The organism is Kitasatospora sp. NPDC001547 (assembly GCF_042894165.1).
GTDB lineage: Bacteria > Actinomycetota > Actinomycetes > Streptomycetales > Streptomycetaceae > Kitasatospora.
This window is the reverse complement of sequence record NZ_JBIAVL010000015.1, coordinates 191,377-209,329: the sequence shown is the minus strand read 5'-3', so window position 1 is coordinate 209,329 and position 17,953 is coordinate 191,377. Positions and strand designations below refer to the sequence as shown.

Below are 17,953 nucleotides of genomic sequence, written 5' to 3'. Positions count from 1 at the left end.
CTACCGGGCCGGCGTCGTCCTCGCTTCGCTGATCCTGTGGCTGCGAGCCGAGGAGCAATAGCCCCCACCAAGATCAATTACGAGACACGGCCTAGTGCCAACGACCCCGGCGTTCCTTGACCGGAGCCACCGAGGATGTCGCCTTCGTCTCCGGCCCCAATGCGTCCTTCATCACCGGCCAGTCGTTGCACATCGATGGCGACTGGATCCGCCACTGGCCCGCCCCGCGCCAACGAACAGGAAGCAGCCACCGTGCAGCACCGCGTCCGAGCCGTCCTCCTTACCCCGAATGACACCATGCTGCTGATCAAGCGCATCCGACCCGGCATCGACCCGTACTGGGTGGTCGTCGGCGGCAAGGTCGAGCCGACCGACGCCAGCCCCGAGGAAGCCTTGCTGCGCGAGGTCCGCGAGGAGATCGCGGGCGAGGCCGAGATCGTCAGCCTCCTCCACACCATCCAGACCGCCGACGAGCGCCAGGACTTCTACCTCGCCACCATCGAGAAGTGGAGCTTCGAGGACCGCACCGGCCCCGAGTTCCGCCAGCGGGGCCGGGGCAAGTACCTCCTGCAGGAGATCCCCCTCACCGCCGGGGCCCTCGACGCACTCAACCTCCTGCCCCAGGAGATCGCCGTGGTCCTCCGCAAGGCGGTCGAACGTGGGGAATTCCTCACCATCAGGTAACCGCAAACAGATGGTCACGCCTTCACAAAGGCCTCACTCGGCGTCAATTGCCGTGATACGTTCCGTAATCCAACCGAAAACAGGCGACCCCGGCGGTGCTACCAACACCCCGGGGTCCGGCAACAGGAGTCCAACCTCCCGATGCGCGTCCATCGTAGCGCCCACGTGCGCAACTTCACCGTGCTGTCCAACGCCCTGCTCCAGTACCGGCGGCTGAGCTACACCGCCCGCGGCCTGCTCGCAGATCTGCTCTCCCGACCCGACGGCTGGCGAGAGGACGGTCGACACATGGCCGACTCCAGCCCGCAGGGGCGCGGCGCGGTCCGCAAGGCGCTGAAGGAGCTGGCCGAGGCCGGGTACTACCGCGTCGAGAAGATCCGCATGCCCGACGGCACGATCATCACCGAAACCCACGTCTACGACACCCCGCAGCTCGCGCAACCGAGTGCCACCCCTCCGGCCTCCGGTGAAGCGGCCGCCGGTCGTACTGTCGGCCCTGTTGTAAAGAACCGGCACCAAGAATCCTCCCTCCCCGCCGGTCCGCGCGACGGCGTCGATCCGGAAGGACGGGAGGAGGTCTCCGAGACCGAAGAGGTGCGGGAAGCGGTGGCCACTCTGTTCCGAGTGATCCGCCCCGAACCCCGCCTGCGCCTGGGCGAGGCCGAAGCGCGCGAACTCGCTCCCCTGGTCGCCCAGTGGCTGGCTCGCGGCAGCACGCCGACCGACCTCGCCCACGCCCTGCTGCCGGGCCTGCCCGTCCCGATGCACTCGGCGGCCGCCGTGCTCCGCTACCGCCTGGAGCACAAGATGCCGCCCGCCCGGTCCGCCGCACGGTCACCGGCCCGGTACGCCGAGTGCGCCAAATGCCACGACCCCGTGCCCCGACCGGGCATCTGCCGCCCGTGCGCCGGTCTGGCAGCCCGAACCCCCACGATCGGCCAGGGAGCGGACGTGGCAGCTGCCGGCGCCGCCCGGGTCCGAGCTGCTCTGCGCTCCGCGATGACCGGGGTCCGACCTGCGCGCGTCGCCGCCTGAGACACGCTGTACCACCGGTCCTCAGAGGCTCCGACAGGCGCGTGACCCTGCTCCATCAGCGCCGCGCGCCGCCTGGCCGGGCGGCGCGCGGCCAGGGGGGCACCCGCCGGCAGGCGGGAGGGGGGTGGATGGTGGGGAATGGCGGTGGACCTACCCAACACACCGGATCACGACGGGTGTCCACCCGCCCGAAGCGCGGAAACGCCGCTGCCGCGCGAACCCGCAGGTTCGCGCGGCAGCACGACAGCGCAGCCGGTCAGTACGAACAGCTGGCCATGGATGACCGGCTCAGCCTCCGGGATCGGGCCAGGGCGCGCATGTGGGTCGGGACCGCACTCAGCAAGAACGGGAACCATGACTACGCTGCCTCCGTCATGCGGGCCGCCAGCCGGGACTTCGAGAACCTGTCCGAGGTCAAGGACTGGTTGATCGCCCAACAGAAGCTCGCTCTGGCGCACCGCGGAGCCGGCGACCTGTCCGGAGCACTGCACTTCATCGACATCGCCCGCTCAACGAGCGCGCTCGACTCGCCTATGCAGCGGGTCCGCCTCGACACTGCGCACGGGCACATCCTCCTGTCCGATCCGGCTACCGCCACGAACGGGCTCGCCGTTCTCGCCGCGGCTGCCGGACTGGCCGCAAAGTACGGTATGAGTCACCGACTACAGAGCATCGACGGTATCCGGCGGGACTACGGCCGCCGGCCTGCTCTGGGACGCCGGTGATCAAGGAGTATGCGGGTGGCGGACATTCAGCTTGTGATCACGGATGAGCAGTGGCGGGATGCTCAGACCATCTGGGACTACCACCAGATGCACCACGAAGCACGGCCTTGCGATGCCGCGATCGGTCTCGGCAGTCACGATCTCGGCGTGCCGGTCTACGCGGCCGAGCTGTACCACCAGGGTCTCTTTCCGACTCTGGTCTTCACCGGTGGTCCCAATCCCATCCATCCGGAGCGGTTCCCCCGGGGCGAGGCGGTGCACTTTCGCGAGCACGCCCTTGAGCTCGGCGTCCCGGAGTCCGCGATCCTGCTGGAGCCGAACGCCACGAACACCGGACAGAACATCAGCCTCTCACGTGAGGTGCTGGCCTCGGCCGGCCGTGAGGTCCGGTCCGTGATGCTGATCGCCATGCCGTACATGGAGAGGCGCGCGTTCGCCACCTGCCGCAAGCTGTGGCCGGACGTTGAGGTGATCTGCTCCTCGGTACCGCTGGAGTTCAACGACTACGTGAAGGTCATCGGGAGCGAGAAACACGTCATCGACATGCTCGTCGGAGACATGCAGCGGGTGGTCGAGTACCCGAAGCTCGGGTTCGCCGTCGAGCAGGAGGTCCCGGAGGAAGTCCATGCCGCTTACGACCGGCTCAGCCGCGCCGGCTTCGACACACGGCTCATCAAGTCCTGATATCCGGCTGCCGCTTGGCCGGACGTGCGCCATCCATCAGCCCAACCTGTTTCCCCTGATTGTTCACGGCGGTAAGCCTCCATGGCAGTCCGGACGGCAGCCTGGGCCACCGCGATGGGGGTCGGCTTCGCTGGCTGCCTCGCTGGCCCGCTCGTGTGCCGACAGCGAGGTGTCGAGCTGCCCCAGGAAGCGCAGCAGCGGGTGTGCGACCGGTACGCCGGAAGAGCCGGCCACCATGACGCCTTCGGTAGCGACCTGGGCGGCCACGGCGTCCCAGATGGCCCGGAGTGCCGGGTAGCGGTCCCCCGTAGGCCCTGTGGGCGTTGGGCGGCTTCTTGTGACCGCTTCCGTGGCCTTGCGGGCCCGTGCGGCGGCTTTCCCGTGGGCATCCGTACAGAACTTGGTAGCGACCACCACACGCGGAGTCGCTGCACCCGGCCTTCCGTAGACGAGCCGCGGCATTGGCATCGGCAGAGATAGCCGCCTTGCGCTTCCGGTGGGACTGCCCGGTACGGCCAGCCTCGTAGGCCCGACGGTGCTCGTCGCACCGGCCGCCGCTGGTAGCCCACCCCCTACAGTCAAGGCACCGCGTGCGCATGACTTCCTCTCCCTCCCCTGAGCCACGGACTACGTAATCCGTGACCCGTGATCCACCAACGACCGCACATCCCGCCATTCGGCGTACTCCGAGGCGCGCGGGTTAGACCAACCGAGTGACCCGCCCTACCCTGTTGCAGACAGGGCGGGAGGAACATGATCGAGAATCAGATCAACGGCAGCGATGTTGATTTCGCCGTTCAGGCTGGAATGATCAACGGCGGGATCCACGTGCGCCAAGCCCGGCCAAGTGGCCGAATGGGTTCCATCTACCGTGAGCTTTACCGGCTTACAAAGATCCTCATTGAGGCCATTCCGAGCACTCCGATCCTCAGGCCAGAAAGAGCTAAAGTCACCCTTTCACACATCTCATATGCACAAAATGCGGCTTCGACTTTCTTCGAGGAACATGAGCCCGACATCATGCTGTTCGCCCCCTTGGGGGCTGGTGAAATCTTCCAGCGGATGAAGGGCTCCGCAATCCTTGTGGCTGCCACGGCACACGCAATGTCACGCGTCGATGTCCCGGCAGAGAGTCAGCCGCTTCCAAAGCTCCGTAAGAAGCTAGAAGCTGACTTAGCAGCTTTCGCTAAGTCAATCCCGCGATAGCGGGATTCGCTATCCGCGGCCGCATCGTCCACGCCCCTACCGGCTACGGCTACTCGTAAGCGACGCGACCCCTTCACCGCACGACTCCGGCGGCAGCCCCGGTAGCGCGGGGCCCGTGGTGCATGGGCGAAGGGAGACGGGGCGCTCAGACCACCAACCGTGGAGGGGTGTGCGACACTCCGCGGAGGCTCCGGAGTAGAAGCCTTCCGCATCGTCGGCGTGGAATCGGTCCAACTGTGCTTCTGCGGCTCGCAGTTCAGCCACGGCCTCCACGACCCCTTGTGTTTCCTTCGGCTTCGAGACGGCAGCCCAGCGCACTGCCACCGTGCTGAGAAGCGGGTCCTCCTCATCGACGCCATGAAGCCGGGCAAGCTGAAGTGCGCAAGCTGCGGCTATCGCATGGCCCGTATCGGGGACTCCTACGCCACCTGAGAGACGCTGTCCTGCCGGTCCGACGGGCCCCGGCGGGTACGTCACCCGGCTCCACCAGCGCCGCGTGCCGCCCGGCCGGGCGGCACGCGGCCGGGCCCGGGGCGGGCACCCGCCGGCAGGCGGGTGGGGGGTGGATGGTGGGGAACGGCGGTGGACCTACCCAACACACCAGATCACGCACGGGTGTTCACCCTGCGGTGGGCGAAGGAGCAGCCCGGAAACGCCGCTGCCGCGCGACCCCGTGGGTTCGCGCGGCAGCGGCGTTGACGGCGGAAGACCTCAGACGTTGAAGCCCAGCGCCCGGAGCTGGTCGCGGCCGTCGTCGGTGATCTTGTCCGGGCCCCACGGCGGCATCCAGACCCAGTTGATGCGCAGGTCCTGCACCAGGCCGTCGGTGGCGGTCTTGGCCTGGTCCTCGATGACGTCGGTCAGCGGGCAGGCCGCCGACGTGAGCGTCATGTCGATGGTGGCCACGTCGGACTCGTCGATGTGGATGCCGTAGATCAGGCCCAGGTTGACGACGTCGATGCCCAGTTCGGGGTCGACGACGTCCATCAGGGCCTCGGTCAGGTCCTCGACCGAGACCGTGCCGGCGGTGGTGCCGACGATCATGCCGGGCTGCTGCCCCTCCGCAGCGGAGGCCTCGGCGCCGGTGGCACCGGTGGTGGCGGCGCCGGTGGTGGTGCTCTCGTCACTCATGGTCTTGTCCTCCTCTGCGGGTTCAGTCGTTCGCGGTGGGGTTCTGGGCGAGCGCCTGGGCGGTGGCGTCCTTCCAGGCCATCCAGCTGAGCAGGGCGCACTTGACCCGTGCCGGGTACTTGGAGACGCCGGCGAACGCGACCGCGTCCTCCAGCACCTCCTCGTCGCCCTCGCCCTGGCCCTTGCTCTGCATCAGCTCCAGGAAGGCCTCCTGGACGGCCTGCGCCTCGCCCACGCTCTTGCCGACGACCAGGTCGTTGAGCACCGAGGCGCTCGCCTGGCTGATCGAGCAGCCCTGGGACTCGTACGAGACGTCGGCCACCGTCGCGCCGTCGAGCTTCACCCGCAGGGTGATCTCGTCGCCGCACGTCGGGTTGACGTGGTGCACCTCGGCGTCGCCGTCCCGCAGCCCCTTGCCGTGCGGGTTGCGGTAGTGGTCCAGGATGATGTCCTGGTACATCGAGTCGAGCTTCATGGTCGTCCTGCCCCGTCCCGTCAGCCGAAGAAGTTCCGGACGTGGTGCAGGCCGTCGATCAGCGCGTCGACCTCGCCCGGCGTCGAGTACAGATAGAACGACGCCCGCGTGGTCGCCGGAATTCCGTACCGCAGGCAGACCGGCCGCGCGCAGTGGTGGCCGACGCGCACGGCGATGCCCTGCTCGTCCAGCACCTGGCCCACGTCGTGCGGGTGGATGTCGCCGAGGGTGAAGGAGATCGCGGCACCGCGGTCCACGGCCGTGCGCGGGCCGATGATCCGCAGGTCCGGGACCTCCAGCAGCCGCTCGACGGCGTACTCGGTGATCGCGTGCTCGTGCGCCGCGATCTTCTCCATGCCGATGCCCTGGAGGTAGTCGACGGCCGCGCCGAGCCCGACCGCCTGGGCGATCGGCGGGGTGCCGGCCTCGAACTTGTGCGGCGCCGGGGCGTAGGTGGACGAGCCCATGGTGACGGTCTCGATCATCTCGCCGCCGCCGAGGAACGGCGGGAGGTCCTCCAGCAGCTCGTGGCGGCCCCAGAGCACGCCGATGCCGGTCGGGGCCAGCATCTTGTGGCCGGTGAAGGCGACGAAGTCGGCCTCCAGCGCCTGCACGTCCAGCACCATGTGCGGGGCGGCCTGCGAGGCGTCGACGACGACCAGCGCGCCGACCGACTGGGCCTTGCGGACGATGGTCTCGACCGGGTTGACCGTGCCCAGCAGGTTGGAGACCAGGGTGACGGAGACCACCTTGGTCCGCTCGGTGATCAGCTCGTCGATGTTCGACAGGTCGAGCCGGCCCTCGTCGGTCAGCCCGAACCACTTGAGCTTCGCACCGGTGCGCTGCGAGAGCAGCTGCCACGGGACGATGTTGGAGTGGTGCTCCATCTCCGTGATGACGATCTCGGAGTCGGCGTCCACCCGGTAGGGCTCGTCGGCCCAGCCGAGCATGTTGGCGACGAGGTTGAGCGACTCCGAGGCGTTCTTGGTGAAGATCACCTCGTTGCGGCTCGGCGCGTTGATGAACGCCGCGACCTTGTCGCGGGCGCCCTCGTACAGTGCCGTGGCCTCCTCGGCGAGCACGTGCACGCCGCGGTGGACGTTGGCGTTGTGCCGCTCGTAGTAGGCGTTCAGGGCCTCCAGCACCTGGCGCGGCTTCTGCGAGGTGGCCGCGTTGTCCAGGTAGACCAGCGGCTTCTCGTCGTGCAGCAGTCGCTGGAGGACCGGGAAGTCCTTGCGGATCGCGTCGGTGTCGAGGAGGCCGCTATGACCCGTAAACGGATGCGTCACTCGGACGCGCCCCCCTTCACGTACGCCTCGTAGCCCTCGTTCTCCAGCTTGTCGGCCAGCTCGGCGCCGCCGGACTCGACGATGCGGCCGCCCGCGAAGACGTGGACGTGGTCGGGCTTGATGTACCGCAGGATGCGGGTGTAGTGGGTCACCAGCAGGGTGCCGACCTCGCCGGTCGAGCGGACCCGGTTGATGCCCTCGGAGACGATCCGCAGCGCGTCGACGTCCAGACCGGAGTCGGTCTCGTCGAGGATCGCGATCTTCGGCTTGAGGAGCTCCAGCTGGAGGATCTCGTGGCGCTTCTTCTCACCGCCGGAGAAGCCCTCGTTGACGTTGCGCTCGGCGAAGGCCGGGTCCATCTGCAGGGCGGCCATCGCCTCCTTGACCTCCTTGACCCACAGCCGCAGCTTGGGGGCCTCGCCGCGGACGGCGGTGGCGGCGGTGCGCAGGAAGTTGCTGACCGAGACGCCCGGGACCTCGACCGGGTACTGCATGGCCAGGAAGACGCCGGCCTTGGCGCGCTCGTCGACGGACATCTCCAGGACGTCCTCGCCGTCCAGCAGCACCGAGCCGCCGGTGACGGTGTACTTCGGGTGGCCGGCCAGCGAGTAGGCCAGGGTGGACTTGCCGGAGCCGTTCGGACCCATGATGGCGTGGGTCTCGCCCTGCTTCACGGTCAGGTCGACGCCCTTCAGGATCTCGCGCGGGCCGTTCTCGGCCTCCACGGAGACGTGCAGGTCGCGGATTTCAAGGGTTGCCATGTGTACTCAGGACTCCTGGTTGACGGAGACGAGCACATCGTCCCCTTCGATCTTTACGGGGTAGACAGCGACCGGCTTGGTGGCGGGCAGGCCGGAGGGCTTGCCGGTGCGCAGGTCGAAGCTGGAGCCGTGCAGCCAGCACTCGATCATGCAGTCCTCGACCTCGCCCTCGGAGAGCGAGACGTTCGCGTGCGAGCAGATGTCGTTGATCGCGAACACCCCCTCGTCGGTGCGGACGACGGAGACCGGCACGCCGTTGAGGTCCACGCGCTTGGGAACGTCCTCCTGGAGGTCGCTCAGCGCGCAGGCACGGAGGAAGGTCATCTCGCTCAGACCGCCGATTCCAGCTCGGCGTCGATCTTCTCCATGAGCTGGTCCTGGACCTCGGCCACGCCGATCTGCTGGAGCAGCTCGGCGAAGAAGCCGCGCACCACCAGGCGGCGGGCCTCGTCGGCCGGGATGCCGCGGGCCATCAGGTAGAACAGCTGCTCGTCGTCGAAGCGGCCGGTCGCCGAGGCGTGGCCGGCGCCGACGATCTCGCCGGTCTCGATCTCCAGGTTCGGGATCGAGTCGACCCGCGCGCCGTCGGTGAGCACCAGGTTGCGGTTGAGCTCGTAGGTGTCGGTGCCGAGCGCGGCGGCGCGGATCAGCACGTCGCCGACCCAGACCGCGTGCGCGTCCTGGCCCTGGAGGGCGCCCTTGTACGCGACGTTGGAGCGGCAGTGCGGGGTGTCGTGGTCGACGACCAGGCGGTGCTCCAGGTGCTGGCCCGCGTCGGCGAAGTACAGGCCGAACAGCTCGGCCTCGCCACCGGGGCCCGTGTAGTTGACCCGCGGGTGCAGGCGGACCAGGTCGCCGCCGAAGGTCACGACCACGGACTTGAACGTGGCGTCCCGGCCGACCAGCGCGTTGTGCTGGGCGACGTGGACGGCGTCCCGCTCCCAGTCCTGCACCGAGACGAAGGTCAGCTTGGCGCCGTCGCCGACCAGCAGTTCGACGTTGGCGGCCCGGGTGCCGGTGCCCTCGTGGTTGAGCACCACGACGGCCTCGGCGAACGGCTTGACGTCGATCACCACGTGGGCGAAGCGGACCCCGCCCCCGGCGCGCACGTCGATCCGGACCGGCTCGGTCAGCACCGCGTCCTGGGGGACGGTCACCACGAGCGCCTGCTCGAAGCCGCTGAACGCCTGCGCGGCGACCCGGTCGACCGGCTTGCCGGCCTTGCCGAGCCGGGCGTCGTCCCGGCCGACGGTCTCGGCGGTGACGCCGTCCGGCAGCGCGAACTCGACCTTGTCCTCGCCCCGCTCGCCGTCGGCGGCCGTGCCGTCGTGCAGCCCGGCGAGGCGGTGCAGCGGGGTGAACCGCCAGTCCTCCTCGCGGCCGGTGGGCACCGGGAAGTCGTTCACGTCGAAGGACGGCTTGACCGCGACGCGCGCGTCGATCGGCTGCTGGACGGTGGTCCGGCCGGTGCCGGGGCCGGCGAGCTGCGCGCCCGCGCCGGCGGTGCCGACCTCGATCGAACCGGCGGTGGTCGCCCCGGTGGTGTTCTGAACGTCAGCCATGGCTGTCGTGGTGCTCTCTTCCTCGAAAACTCGAAAGTCGGTGGGCGGGGTCCGGCCGGTCGTCAGCCGACCGCGCCCTCCATCTGCAGCTCGATCAGCCGGTTGAGCTCCAGCGCGTACTCCATCGGCAGCTCGCGCGCGATCGGCTCGACGAAGCCGCGGACGATCATCGCCATCGCCTCGAACTCCGTCATGCCGCGGCTCATCAGGTAGAACAGCTGGTCCTCGCTGACCTTGGAGACGGTCGCCTCGTGGCCCATGGACACGTCGTCCTCGCGGACGTCCACGTAGGGGTAGGTGTCCGAGCGGGAGATCGTGTCGACCAGCAACGCGTCGCAGAGCACGTTGGACTTGGCGCCCTTGGAGCCCTCGCCGATCTCGATCAGGCCGCGGTAGGAGGTCCGGCCGCCGCCGCGCGCCACCGACTTGGAGACGATGTTGGACGAGGTGTTCGGCGCCATGTGGACCATCTTGGCGCCGGCGTCCTGGTGCTGGCCCTCGCCCGCGAAGGCGATCGACAGGGTCTCGCCCTTGGCGTGCTCGCCCATCAGGTAGACGGCCGGGTACTTCATGGTGACCTTGGAGCCGATGTTGCCGTCGACCCACTCCATGGTCGCGCCCTCGTACGCCACGGCGCGCTTGGTGACCAGGTTGTAGACGTTGTTCGACCAGTTCTGGATCGTCGTGTAGCGGCAGCGGCCGCCCTTCTTGACGATGATCTCCACGACCGCCGAGTGCAGCGAGTCGGAGGAGTAGATCGGGGCGGTGCAGCCCTCGACGTAGTGGACGTAGGCGTCCTCGTCGACGATGATCAGCGTCCGCTCGAACTGGCCCATGTTCTCGGTGTTGATCCGGAAGTAGGCCTGGAGCGGGATGTCCACGTGCACGCCCTTCGGCACGTAGATGAACGAGCCGCCGGACCACACCGCGGTGTTCAGCGCGGCGAACTTGTTGTCGCCGGCCGGGATCACGGTGCCGAAGTACTCCTTGAACAGCTCCGGGTGCTCGCGCAGCGCGGTGTCGGTGTCCAGGAAGATGACGCCCTGCTCCTCCAGGTCCTCGCGGATCTGGTGGTAGACGACCTCGGACTCGTACTGGGCGGCGACGCCGGCGACCAGGCGCTGCTTCTCCGCCTCCGGGATGCCGAGCTTGTCGTACGTCGCCTTGATGTCCGCCGGCAGGTCCTCCCAGGACTCGGCCTGCTTCTCGGTGGAGCGGACGAAGTACTTGATGTTGTCGAAGTCGATGCCGGTGAGGTCCGAGCCCCAGGTCGGCATGGGCTTCTTGCCGAACAGCTTCAGGCCCTTGAGACGCAGGTTGAGCATCCACTCGGACTCGTTCTTCTTCGCGGAGATGTCGCGGACGACCTCCTCGCTGAGCCCGCGCTTGGCCGCCGCACCGGCGGTGTCCGGGTCGGCCCAGCCGTACTCGTAATTGCCCAGGCCCTCGAGCTCGGGGTGCGAAACGGTGTCAGTCATGCGAGCTTCCTAACGCGCGGACGCAGAATCTTCGGTGGACGCGGAATTTTCCGACGTGCTGGCAGTCGGCACCGCATCGGAGCCGCGGCCCGAAGGCAGCCGGGCGGACGACGATGCGGCACCGGGTGCCGGCACATAGGTGGTGCAGACCCCGTCGCCGTGGGCGATCGTGGCCAGCCGTTGCACATGGGTGCCCAGGAGCTGGGAGAAGACCTCGGTCTCCGCCTCGCAGAGCTGGGGGAACTGCTCGGCGATGTGCGCGACCGGGCAGTGGTGCTGGCAGAGCTGGGCGCCCGCCGGGGCCTTGGCCGCGGCCGACGGGACACGCCGCACCGTGGCAGCGTACCCGTCCGCGCTCAGCGCCTGCGCGAGCGCCTCGGTGCGCTCGCCGGCGGCGGCCAGGCGCAGGGCCTCCAGGTACTTCTCGGCCTGCTTGCCGAACCGGGCGCGGGCGAAGGCGGCGACCGCCTCCTCGCCCGCCTTGCCGCCGCCCACCGAGTCCGCGATCCAGCGCAGCGCGTCGGCGGCGAGCTGGTCGTACGCCTGGTAGAAGGCGTCCCGGCCGGCGTCGGTGAGCGCGAAGACCTTGGCCGGACGGCCCCGGCCGCGGCTGCCGTAGACCCGCTGGTCGCGGGACTCGACCAGGCCGCTGGCGGCGAGCCCGTCGAGGTGGCGGCGGACGGCCGCGGCGGTGAGGCCGAGCCGGCTCGCCAGATCGGCGGCGGAGGACGGGCCGTGGTCCAGGATCGACCGGGCGACCCGGTCCCGGGTGGCCCGGTGGCCGTCCAGCAGCACCTCGGCCGCCGTCACGGGCACGTCGCAGGAGGAGGCCGACTCGACCTCCTGCTGCTGGGCGTGCTCGCGCATGTTTTTCACAACACCAGTGTTGCGTAATTCCTTCCGCGGGGACAAGCCGTGACCCATGCCTCATCGGTGGCATCGATCACGCAGGTAAGCCTTACCTGAACTGGGAAAACGATCATCCAGGCCGCCGTCCGGCGGTCCTGTCGGGCCCTCTTACACTCGCCGGTATGCACTCCGAACCCGCGGTCCAGATCGCCGGGCTGGTCAAACGCTACGGCGACAAGGTCGCGGTGGACGGCCTCGACCTCACCATCCCGGCCGGCGCGATCACCGCCGTCCTCGGCCCCAACGGCGCCGGCAAGACCACCACCATCGAGACCTGCGAGGGCTACCGCCGGCCCGACGCCGGCACCGTCCGCGTCCTCGGTCTCGACCCGGTCGCCCAGAACGCCGCGCTGCGGCCCCGGATCGGCGTCATGCTGCAGTCCGGCGGCGTGTACGCGGGCGCGCGCGCCGTCGAGATGCTGCGGCACACCGCCCGGCTGCACGCCCACCCGCTGGACGTGGACGCCCTGGTCGACCGCCTCGGCCTCGGCTCCTGCGGCCGCACCGCGTACCGGCGGCTGTCCGGCGGCCAGCAGCAGCGGCTCGCCCTGGCGATGGCCGTGGTCGGCCGCCCCGAGCTGGTCTTCCTGGACGAGCCGACCGCGGGCCTCGACCCGCAGGCCCGCCGGGCCACCTGGGAGCTGGTGCGCGACCTGCGCCGGGACGGCGTCACCGTGGTCGTCACCACCCACCACATGGACGAGGCCGAGCAGCTCGCCGACCGGGTCGCCGTCGTCGACCGCGGCCGGGTGATCGCCGACGGCACCGTCGAGGAGCTGTGTCGCGACGGCGCCGAGGGCGCGCTGCGCTTCGACGGCCCGCCCGGCCTCGACCTCGGCCCGCTGCTCAAGGAACTACCCGAGGGCGCCACCGCCGTCGAGACCGCGCCCGGCAGCTACCGCGTCGAGGCGCCCGTCGACCCCGGGCTGGTGGCCACCGTCACCGGCTGGTGCGCGGCCTCCGGCATCCTGCCCGAACGGCTGTCCGTCCAGCGCCGCAGCCTGGAGGACGTCTTCCTCGACCTGACCGGACGGGAGCTGCGCTCGTGACACGTACGGACTACTCCCCCCGGCCGGGCGCCGCGCCCGTCGGCCGGATGCTGCTCGCCCAGACCGCGTTCGAGACCCGGATGCTGCTGCGCAACGGTGAGCAGCTGCTGCTCACCGTGGTCATCCCGACCGTGCTGCTGGTGCTGTTCTCCGCCGTGGACATCGTCGCGGTCGAGGGCCCCGGCAAGCGGGTCGACTTCCTGGCCCCCGGACTGCTCGCGCTGGCCGTGATGTCCACCGCCTTCACCGGCCAGGCGATCGCCACCGGCTTCGAGCGCCGCTACGGCGTGCTGAAGCGGCTCGGCGCCAGCCCGCTGCCGCGCTGGGCGCTGCTGACCGCCAAGACCGGCTGCGTCCTGGTGACGGAGGCGCTGCAGGTGGCGCTGCTGTCGGTGATCGCACTGGCCCTCGGCTGGTCCCCGCACGGCGACCCGCTGACCGTCGCCGCCCTGCTGGTCCTCGGCACCGCCGCCTTCTCCGGGCTCGGCCTGCTGATGGCCGGCACCCTGAAGGCCGAGGCCACCCTGGCCGGCGCCAACCTGGTGTTCGTCCTGCTGCTGCTCGCCGGCGGGGTGATCGTGCCGCTGAGCAGGTTCCCCTCGGCCGTCCGGTCGGTGCTGGAGCTGCTGCCGATCTCGGCGCTCTCGGACGGCCTGCGGTCGGTGCTCCAGGACGGCGCCGGGGTGCCGTGGGCGGACCTCGGCATCCTGGCCGGCTGGTCGGTGCTCGGCCTGGCCGCGGCCGCCCGCTTCTTCCGCTGGGAGTGACCGGCGGCTCGGCGCACGACGCCCCCCGGCCACCTGGTGGCCGGGGGGCGTCGTGGTTGCGGTCGCCGTTGCCGGCTCGCGGAGCGTCAGCTCGCGCTGCCGCCGCGGCGCTTGCGGGCGAGCAGCACGAGCGCGCCGCCGACCAGCAGCACGCCGCCGCCGGCCGCCGCGATCATCGGGGTCGCGTCGCTGCTACCGGTCTGGGCGAGCGCCGGGGCGCTGCTGGTGGGCGACGGGGTCGGGGACTTGCTCGGGGTGGGGGTGGCCGACGGGGTCGGGGTGGCCGGGGGCGTGACCGGCGGGGTGGACGGGGTCACGGTCGGCGTCGGGGTCGGCGTCGGCGTCTTGGTGGGGGTGGGCGTGGGGGTGGGCGTCGGGGTCTTGGTCGGGGTCGGGGTCGGAGTCGGAGTCGGCGTGTGGCACGGCTCGATGGTCTTGGTCTCGTTGATGTTCCAGCCCTTCTCGTTCGGGTTCTCCGTGGTGGTGACCACCAGGTTCGCCTTGATCGGGCCGTTGTGGTCCTTCACCGGGAAGGAGCCGTGGAACTCCGCGGGGAAGGCCTTGGCGTCCAGGACCTTCTCGCCGTCGATGGTGAGGCTGACGGTGTTCTTCACGTCGGCCTTGGGGCTGTAGTTGATCAGATCGATCACGATCTTGTCGCAGGTCACCGTCCAACTCGGCACGTGCGCCGAGGCGTTGGTGGCCAGTGCCAGGGGCAGTAGAAAACCGGCCGCAGCCGTGCCGGCGAGTGCCGTCGCACCGATCGCGAAGTGCCGCTGCTGTCGTGCCATTACCTTTTTCCCCTCCGAACGGTCCTGTGCAGCAGGCGTGTTGAGTGGTTCGCGGTGGCCCGCTACGACTGTCCGGGGGACTCTACCGGCACTCCCGCACCCCGCCACACCCCGCCGCACGACCGGATATCGACGGTCCGTCCGTCTTTCCGATGTGCATGACCAGCCCATCACAGCCGTCACCTCGCAGAACGTGGATTCGGCAAACGTGAATGAACTTCGTCACCTTCAAGACAGAACGGCGCCCCTGGTGATCGGGTTCAATCACCAGGGGCGCCGATTCGGTCAGCCGACGAACATCCGGACCATTCCGGCCTTTCCGGCCTTCCCGGCGGCTCGACCCTTCCGGGCCGTCACCGCCGGTTCAGCGGTTTCAGGCCCTCTTCGCCGCCCTGCGCCGGGCGGCCACCACGATCGCGCCGCCGGCCGCCAGCACCACCGCACCGCCGATCGCCAGCGGCAGCACCGGACCGGAGCCGGTGTGCGCCAGGTTGCCGCCCGCGTCCGGCGAGGCGGACGGGCCGCCCGGAGCCGCCGGAGCGGCTGTCGAGGCACCGGCCGACGGGCTGGCCGAGCCGCTCGGGCCGGGCTTGCCGGTCGCCGGAACGGACGGGCTGCCCGAGGGGCTCACCGAACCGCTCGGGGAGGCCGACGCGCTCGGCGTGCCCGACGGCGAGCCGGTCGGCCCCGTGGGCGGTACGGTCGGCGGCACCGTCGGCGTGCCGGACGGCGTCGGGACGGTGGTGCCCGGCAGGCAGCCGGTGAAGGGGTAGTGGTGCGTCTCCGCACCGCCCTTGCCGGTCAGCGAGGCGGCGATCACCGAGCCGTTGACCGGCCCGCCGCTGCCGAGGTCGAAGGCGGCGTTCGGCGCGAGCACGGTGCCCGCCCAGGCGGCCTGGCTGTTCTTGACCACCTTGGTGGCGGTCGGGAAGTTCCAGAGCAGCTTGGCCCGGACCGCCCCGCCCGCGGCGCTCTGCAGCTTGTCGTCCAGCACGAAGGCCTTCCTGCCCTCGTCCCACAGGTGGAAGCCGGTGGTCCCGGCCGCCGCCATGTCGTACGAGCCGCCGGTCACGTTGACCACCGTCACCGAGCCGGCCGGCACCTTGAGGAAGACGTCCTTGGCGCCCTGCAGCTTCGCCGCCTCGACGGTGAAGCTGTTGTACTTCGCGTCCCCGCCGGTGAGGGTCAGCTTGGCGCCCTCGGCCTGGACGCCGGCGCCGGCGGTCTGCGGCACGACGGCCAGCGAGGCCGCGGCGGCGCGCAGCTTGGCGAACTCGGCCTTGAAGTCGATCGGCGAGGGGCCCTGCCCGACGGTGCCCTGGTGGGCCTGGACCACCGCGCCGTCGGCCTTGGAGCCGAAGACGCCGTTGCCCTTCATCACCTGGGTGTTGTGGCCGGTGATCTTGCCGGCCACGACCAGGGCGTTCTTCCCGGGCAGCGCGTCGACCTGGGCCGCGGTGAGCTCCTGGCCGACCGAGAAGCCGCCGGTGAAGTCGGCGTTGCCACCGACCGCGACCGCACCCTCGGCGTCGGGCGTGTGGGTGTCGTCGCCCTCGATGAACTCGCCGTAGAGGTTGGCGACCCCGAGACCGCGGCACTCCTGATCGGCGCCGACGGCCTGGGCGGCCGGCGCGATGAGGCCGGCCAGTGCGAGAGAGCCACCGACGGCGAGCGCGGCGGCGGAAGTGGATATGCGCATGTGCAGGATCTCCGCTTACGTGCGGGAGGAGTGGGAGAGGCCCGAAAAAAGGTATGGACCAATCCGCACTCTTTCGGCCAAACCGGTGATTGGTCAAGACCAATGACCGCCTTGCCCGAACAGTCCGCTTTGCGGTCCGCCCGCCCGGCGCCCCGCGGCGCCGCGCCCCGCCGCAAGATCGCCTGTAAGGCCGCCTACGATTGACCCCGTGCCTAACCCCTTCTCCTGGCTCGCCGAGCGCTGGCAGCCCTCCGCCGCGATGGTCCGCCGCGCCACGTTCGCCGCGCTGGTGATGAGCGTGGTGATCGTCGTCACCGGCGGCGCCGTCCGGCTCACCGCCTCCGGCCTCGGCTGTTCGACGTGGCCGCGCTGCACGCCGGAAAGCCTGATCCCGACGCCCGAGATGGGCTACTACGGCGTGGTCGAGTTCACCAACCGGATGCTCACCTACGTGCTGAGCGCCGCGGTCGGCTGGGCGATCCTGGCCGCTCGCTGCCACCGGCCGTGGCGGCACAGCATGACCAAGCTCGGCTGGGCACAGTTCTGGCTGGTGATGAGCAACGCCGTGCTCGGCGGCATCACCGTGCTGACCGGCCTCAACCCGTACACCGTGGCCCTGCACATGATCGCCGCGATGGCCCTGGTCTGGGTGGCGCTGCTGATGTGGGAGCGGGCGAAGGAAGGGGACGGCCCGCCGAAGCTCTCGGTGGCCCGCCCGATCCACCAGCTCTCCTACGTCCTGGTCACCGTCATCGGCCTGCTGGTCGCCGCCGGCACCCTGGTGACCGGCGCCGGCCACCACCCGGGCACCCCCCGGGACAACAAGATCGTCCCGCGCATCCCGATCGACTACGACCGCCTGGCGCAGGCCCACGCCGACCTGGCCTTCGTCTCGGTCGGCCTGGCCATCGCGGTGATCTTCGTCTTCGCGGCCGTCAAGGCCCCGCAGCCGGCCCGGGCCCGCGCCAAGGAACTGCTCGCGATCCTCCTGCTCCAGGGCGTACTCGGCTTCGTCCAGTACTTCACCGACGCCCCCGAGCTGATGGTCGGCCTGCACATGTTCCTCGCCGCCCTGACCTGGATCGCCACCCTCCGCATCCCCCTCGCCCTGCGCACCCGCCCGGCCGAGGAGACCGCCGCCGCCCCGGCCCCACGGACGCCGGAGCCCGCCGCAGCTTGAGCCACGCAGAAGGCCCCCATCGCAACCGATGGGGGCCTTCGCCGTGCTGTCAGAGCAGGTGCCGCCCGTCGTGGGTCCGGATACTCGGTGCCGTGTGGTCCCGAAGCGCGTCCAGGACCCGTACGGCATAAACCTCGCCCATGCACTCGGAGACCTCGGCCGGTGTGAGCCAAGCGACTTCGACCGCCTCGTCCGAGAGTCGCTCCGCCCCGCCCTCCAGTCGGCAGCGAAAGACGAGGGCGACGATCCCCCGGGTCACGTTCTTGTAGACGCCGGTCAGCCTGTCCACGCCGACCTTGACCCCGGTCTCCTCGTAGACCTCGCGGCGCACGCCGTCCTCGACGGCCTCGTCCGGCTCCAGCACACCACCCGGGGCTTCCCAGGTCCCGTTGTCAGCCCGCCGAATCGCCAGGACCCGGCCGTCCTCGCGCACCACCACCCCCGCGACGGACACCGAGTGGAGCGGCGTTGACTGGGACTTCCCGACGCTGTTACTCATGTGCAGGAGGATAGGAGCCCTGAAGGACT

The 17,953-nt window shown here is 70.1% G+C and carries 19 protein-coding genes; 8 read left to right on the top strand and 11 right to left on the bottom strand.

What is annotated here, in order from left to right; translation table 11 throughout:
- Nucleotides 1-195: 195 nt before the first annotated feature.
- The 5 genes from ACFY0X_RS26225 to ACFY0X_RS26205 all read left to right on the top strand — a co-directional run bounded on the left by ACFY0X_RS26225 (nt 196) and on the right by ACFY0X_RS26205 (nt 4,334).
- Nucleotides 196-684: an NUDIX domain-containing protein gene (locus ACFY0X_RS26225; RefSeq protein ID WP_387758035.1), complete on the top strand. Its 489-nt coding sequence runs from the start codon at nt 196-198 to the stop codon at nt 682-684.
- A 141-nt stretch (nt 685-825) separates the two neighbouring features.
- Complete coding sequence (locus ACFY0X_RS26220; protein ID WP_387758033.1) at nt 826-1,719, top strand: hypothetical protein; 894 nt, start codon at nt 826-828, stop codon at nt 1,717-1,719.
- A gap of 176 nt (nt 1,720-1,895) precedes the next feature.
- Entirely contained in the window at nt 1,896-2,444 is a 549-nt protein-coding gene (locus ACFY0X_RS26215) for a hypothetical protein (protein WP_387758032.1), read from the top strand.
- A gap of 9 nt (nt 2,445-2,453) precedes the next feature.
- Nucleotides 2,454-3,128, top strand: coding sequence for a YdcF family protein (locus ACFY0X_RS26210; RefSeq protein WP_387758031.1), 675 nt, complete (start codon nt 2,454-2,456; stop codon nt 3,126-3,128).
- Nucleotides 3,129-3,881: 753 nt separating this feature from the next.
- Nucleotides 3,882-4,334, top strand: a complete 453-nt coding sequence (locus tag ACFY0X_RS26205) for a hypothetical protein (RefSeq protein ID WP_387758030.1) — start codon at nt 3,882-3,884, stop codon at nt 4,332-4,334.
- Between the two features lie 711 nt (nt 4,335-5,045).
- Here ACFY0X_RS26205 and ACFY0X_RS26200 read toward each other — a convergent pair.
- The 8 genes from ACFY0X_RS26200 to ACFY0X_RS26165 all read right to left on the bottom strand — a co-directional run bounded on the left by ACFY0X_RS26200 (nt 5,046) and on the right by ACFY0X_RS26165 (nt 11,897).
- A complete protein-coding gene (locus ACFY0X_RS26200; RefSeq protein WP_078860786.1) occupies nt 5,046-5,378 on the bottom strand; it encodes a metal-sulfur cluster assembly factor in 333 nt (110 codons plus the stop codon).
- Between the two features lie 109 nt (nt 5,379-5,487).
- On the bottom strand, nt 5,488-5,940 hold the full coding sequence (gene sufU, locus ACFY0X_RS26195; protein ID WP_387758029.1) for a Fe-S cluster assembly sulfur transfer protein SufU: 453 nt from the start codon (nt 5,938-5,940) through the stop codon (nt 5,488-5,490).
- 20 nt (nt 5,941-5,960) lie between these two features.
- Nucleotides 5,961-7,229: a cysteine desulfurase gene (locus tag ACFY0X_RS26190; RefSeq protein WP_387758027.1), complete on the bottom strand. Its 1,269-nt coding sequence runs from the start codon at nt 7,227-7,229 to the stop codon at nt 5,961-5,963.
- Nucleotides 7,226-7,990: a Fe-S cluster assembly ATPase SufC gene (sufC, locus tag ACFY0X_RS26185; RefSeq protein ID WP_380455919.1), complete on the bottom strand. Its 765-nt coding sequence runs from the start codon at nt 7,988-7,990 to the stop codon at nt 7,226-7,228. Before sufC ends, ACFY0X_RS26190 begins: the two co-directional genes overlap by 4 nt.
- 6 nt (nt 7,991-7,996) lie before the next feature.
- Complete coding sequence (locus tag ACFY0X_RS26180; RefSeq protein ID WP_153463212.1) at nt 7,997-8,314, bottom strand: bifunctional 3-phenylpropionate/cinnamic acid dioxygenase ferredoxin subunit; 318 nt, start codon at nt 8,312-8,314, stop codon at nt 7,997-7,999.
- 5 nt (nt 8,315-8,319) lie between these two features.
- Nucleotides 8,320-9,552, bottom strand: a complete 1,233-nt coding sequence (gene sufD / locus ACFY0X_RS26175) for a Fe-S cluster assembly protein SufD (RefSeq protein WP_387758025.1) — start codon at nt 9,550-9,552, stop codon at nt 8,320-8,322.
- Nucleotides 9,553-9,614: 62 nt separating this feature from the next.
- Nucleotides 9,615-11,030, bottom strand: coding sequence for a Fe-S cluster assembly protein SufB (gene sufB / locus ACFY0X_RS26170; protein WP_387758023.1), 1,416 nt, complete (start codon nt 11,028-11,030; stop codon nt 9,615-9,617).
- Between the two features lie 9 nt (nt 11,031-11,039).
- Entirely contained in the window at nt 11,040-11,897 is an 858-nt protein-coding gene (locus ACFY0X_RS26165; RefSeq protein ID WP_387758021.1) for a helix-turn-helix transcriptional regulator, read from the bottom strand.
- A gap of 164 nt (nt 11,898-12,061) precedes the next feature.
- On the opposite strand from ACFY0X_RS26165, the gene ACFY0X_RS26160 reads away from it, so the two are divergent.
- Both ACFY0X_RS26160 and ACFY0X_RS26155 read left to right on the top strand, forming a co-directional pair.
- Entirely contained in the window at nt 12,062-12,988 is a 927-nt protein-coding gene (locus ACFY0X_RS26160) for an ABC transporter ATP-binding protein (RefSeq protein WP_387758020.1), read from the top strand.
- A 47-nt stretch (nt 12,989-13,035) separates the two neighbouring features.
- Entirely contained in the window at nt 13,036-13,755 is a 720-nt protein-coding gene (locus ACFY0X_RS26155) for an ABC transporter permease (RefSeq protein ID WP_387758048.1), read from the top strand.
- Nucleotides 13,756-13,841: 86 nt separating this feature from the next.
- On the opposite strand, the gene ACFY0X_RS26150 is transcribed toward ACFY0X_RS26155, so the two are convergent.
- Nucleotides 13,842-14,546, bottom strand: coding sequence for an LAETG motif-containing sortase-dependent surface protein (locus tag ACFY0X_RS26150; protein ID WP_387758018.1), 705 nt, complete (start codon nt 14,544-14,546; stop codon nt 13,842-13,844).
- 373 nt (nt 14,547-14,919) lie between these two features.
- Nucleotides 14,920-16,245, bottom strand: coding sequence for a choice-of-anchor A family protein (locus ACFY0X_RS26145; RefSeq protein ID WP_387758017.1), 1,326 nt, complete (start codon nt 16,243-16,245; stop codon nt 14,920-14,922).
- A gap of 259 nt (nt 16,246-16,504) precedes the next feature.
- Between ACFY0X_RS26145 and ACFY0X_RS26140 the strand changes: the two genes are divergently transcribed.
- Nucleotides 16,505-17,425 (top strand): heme A synthase, encoded by a 921-nt coding sequence (locus tag ACFY0X_RS26140; protein WP_387758047.1) that lies wholly within the window; start codon nt 16,505-16,507, stop codon nt 17,423-17,425.
- A 49-nt stretch (nt 17,426-17,474) separates the two neighbouring features.
- On the opposite strand, the gene ACFY0X_RS26135 is transcribed toward ACFY0X_RS26140, so the two are convergent.
- Nucleotides 17,475-17,936, bottom strand: coding sequence for an NUDIX hydrolase (locus ACFY0X_RS26135; protein WP_387758045.1), 462 nt, complete (start codon nt 17,934-17,936; stop codon nt 17,475-17,477).
- Between the last annotated feature and the right edge of the window lie 17 nt (nt 17,937-17,953).

Bases quoted from the DNA above. Each gene is read 5' to 3' on its own strand.
- ACFY0X_RS26160 (WP_387758020.1), top strand. From the start codon at position 12,062: ATGCACTCCGAACCCGCGGTCCAGATCGCCGGGCTGGTCAAACGCTAC.
- sufD (WP_387758025.1), bottom strand. From the start codon at position 9,552: ATGGCTGACGTTCAGAACACCACCGGGGCGACCACCGCCGGTTCGATC.
- sufU (WP_387758029.1), bottom strand. From the start codon at position 5,940: ATGAAGCTCGACTCGATGTACCAGGACATCATCCTGGACCACTACCGC.
- ACFY0X_RS26145 (WP_387758017.1), bottom strand. From the start codon at position 16,245: ATGCGCATATCCACTTCCGCCGCCGCGCTCGCCGTCGGTGGCTCTCTC.
- ACFY0X_RS26180 (WP_153463212.1), bottom strand. From the start codon at position 8,314: ATGACCTTCCTCCGTGCCTGCGCGCTGAGCGACCTCCAGGAGGACGTT.
- ACFY0X_RS26205 (WP_387758030.1), top strand. From the start codon at position 3,882: ATGATCGAGAATCAGATCAACGGCAGCGATGTTGATTTCGCCGTTCAG.
- ACFY0X_RS26165 (WP_387758021.1), bottom strand. From the start codon at position 11,897: ATGCGCGAGCACGCCCAGCAGCAGGAGGTCGAGTCGGCCTCCTCCTGC.
- sufB (WP_387758023.1), bottom strand. From the start codon at position 11,030: ATGACTGACACCGTTTCGCACCCCGAGCTCGAGGGCCTGGGCAATTAC.
- ACFY0X_RS26200 (WP_078860786.1), bottom strand. From the start codon at position 5,378: ATGATCGTCGGCACCACCGCCGGCACGGTCTCGGTCGAGGACCTGACC.
- ACFY0X_RS26155 (WP_387758048.1), top strand. From the start codon at position 13,036: ATGCTGCTCGCCCAGACCGCGTTCGAGACCCGGATGCTGCTGCGCAAC.
- ACFY0X_RS26210 (WP_387758031.1), top strand. From the start codon at position 2,454: ATGCGGGTGGCGGACATTCAGCTTGTGATCACGGATGAGCAGTGGCGG.
- sufC (WP_380455919.1), bottom strand. From the start codon at position 7,990: ATGGCAACCCTTGAAATCCGCGACCTGCACGTCTCCGTGGAGGCCGAG.
- ACFY0X_RS26150 (WP_387758018.1), bottom strand. From the start codon at position 14,546: ATGGCACGACAGCAGCGGCACTTCGCGATCGGTGCGACGGCACTCGCC.
- ACFY0X_RS26220 (WP_387758033.1), top strand. From the start codon at position 826: ATGCGCGTCCATCGTAGCGCCCACGTGCGCAACTTCACCGTGCTGTCC.
- ACFY0X_RS26225 (WP_387758035.1), top strand. From the start codon at position 196: ATGGCGACTGGATCCGCCACTGGCCCGCCCCGCGCCAACGAACAGGAA.
- ACFY0X_RS26140 (WP_387758047.1), top strand. From the start codon at position 16,505: ATGGTCCGCCGCGCCACGTTCGCCGCGCTGGTGATGAGCGTGGTGATC.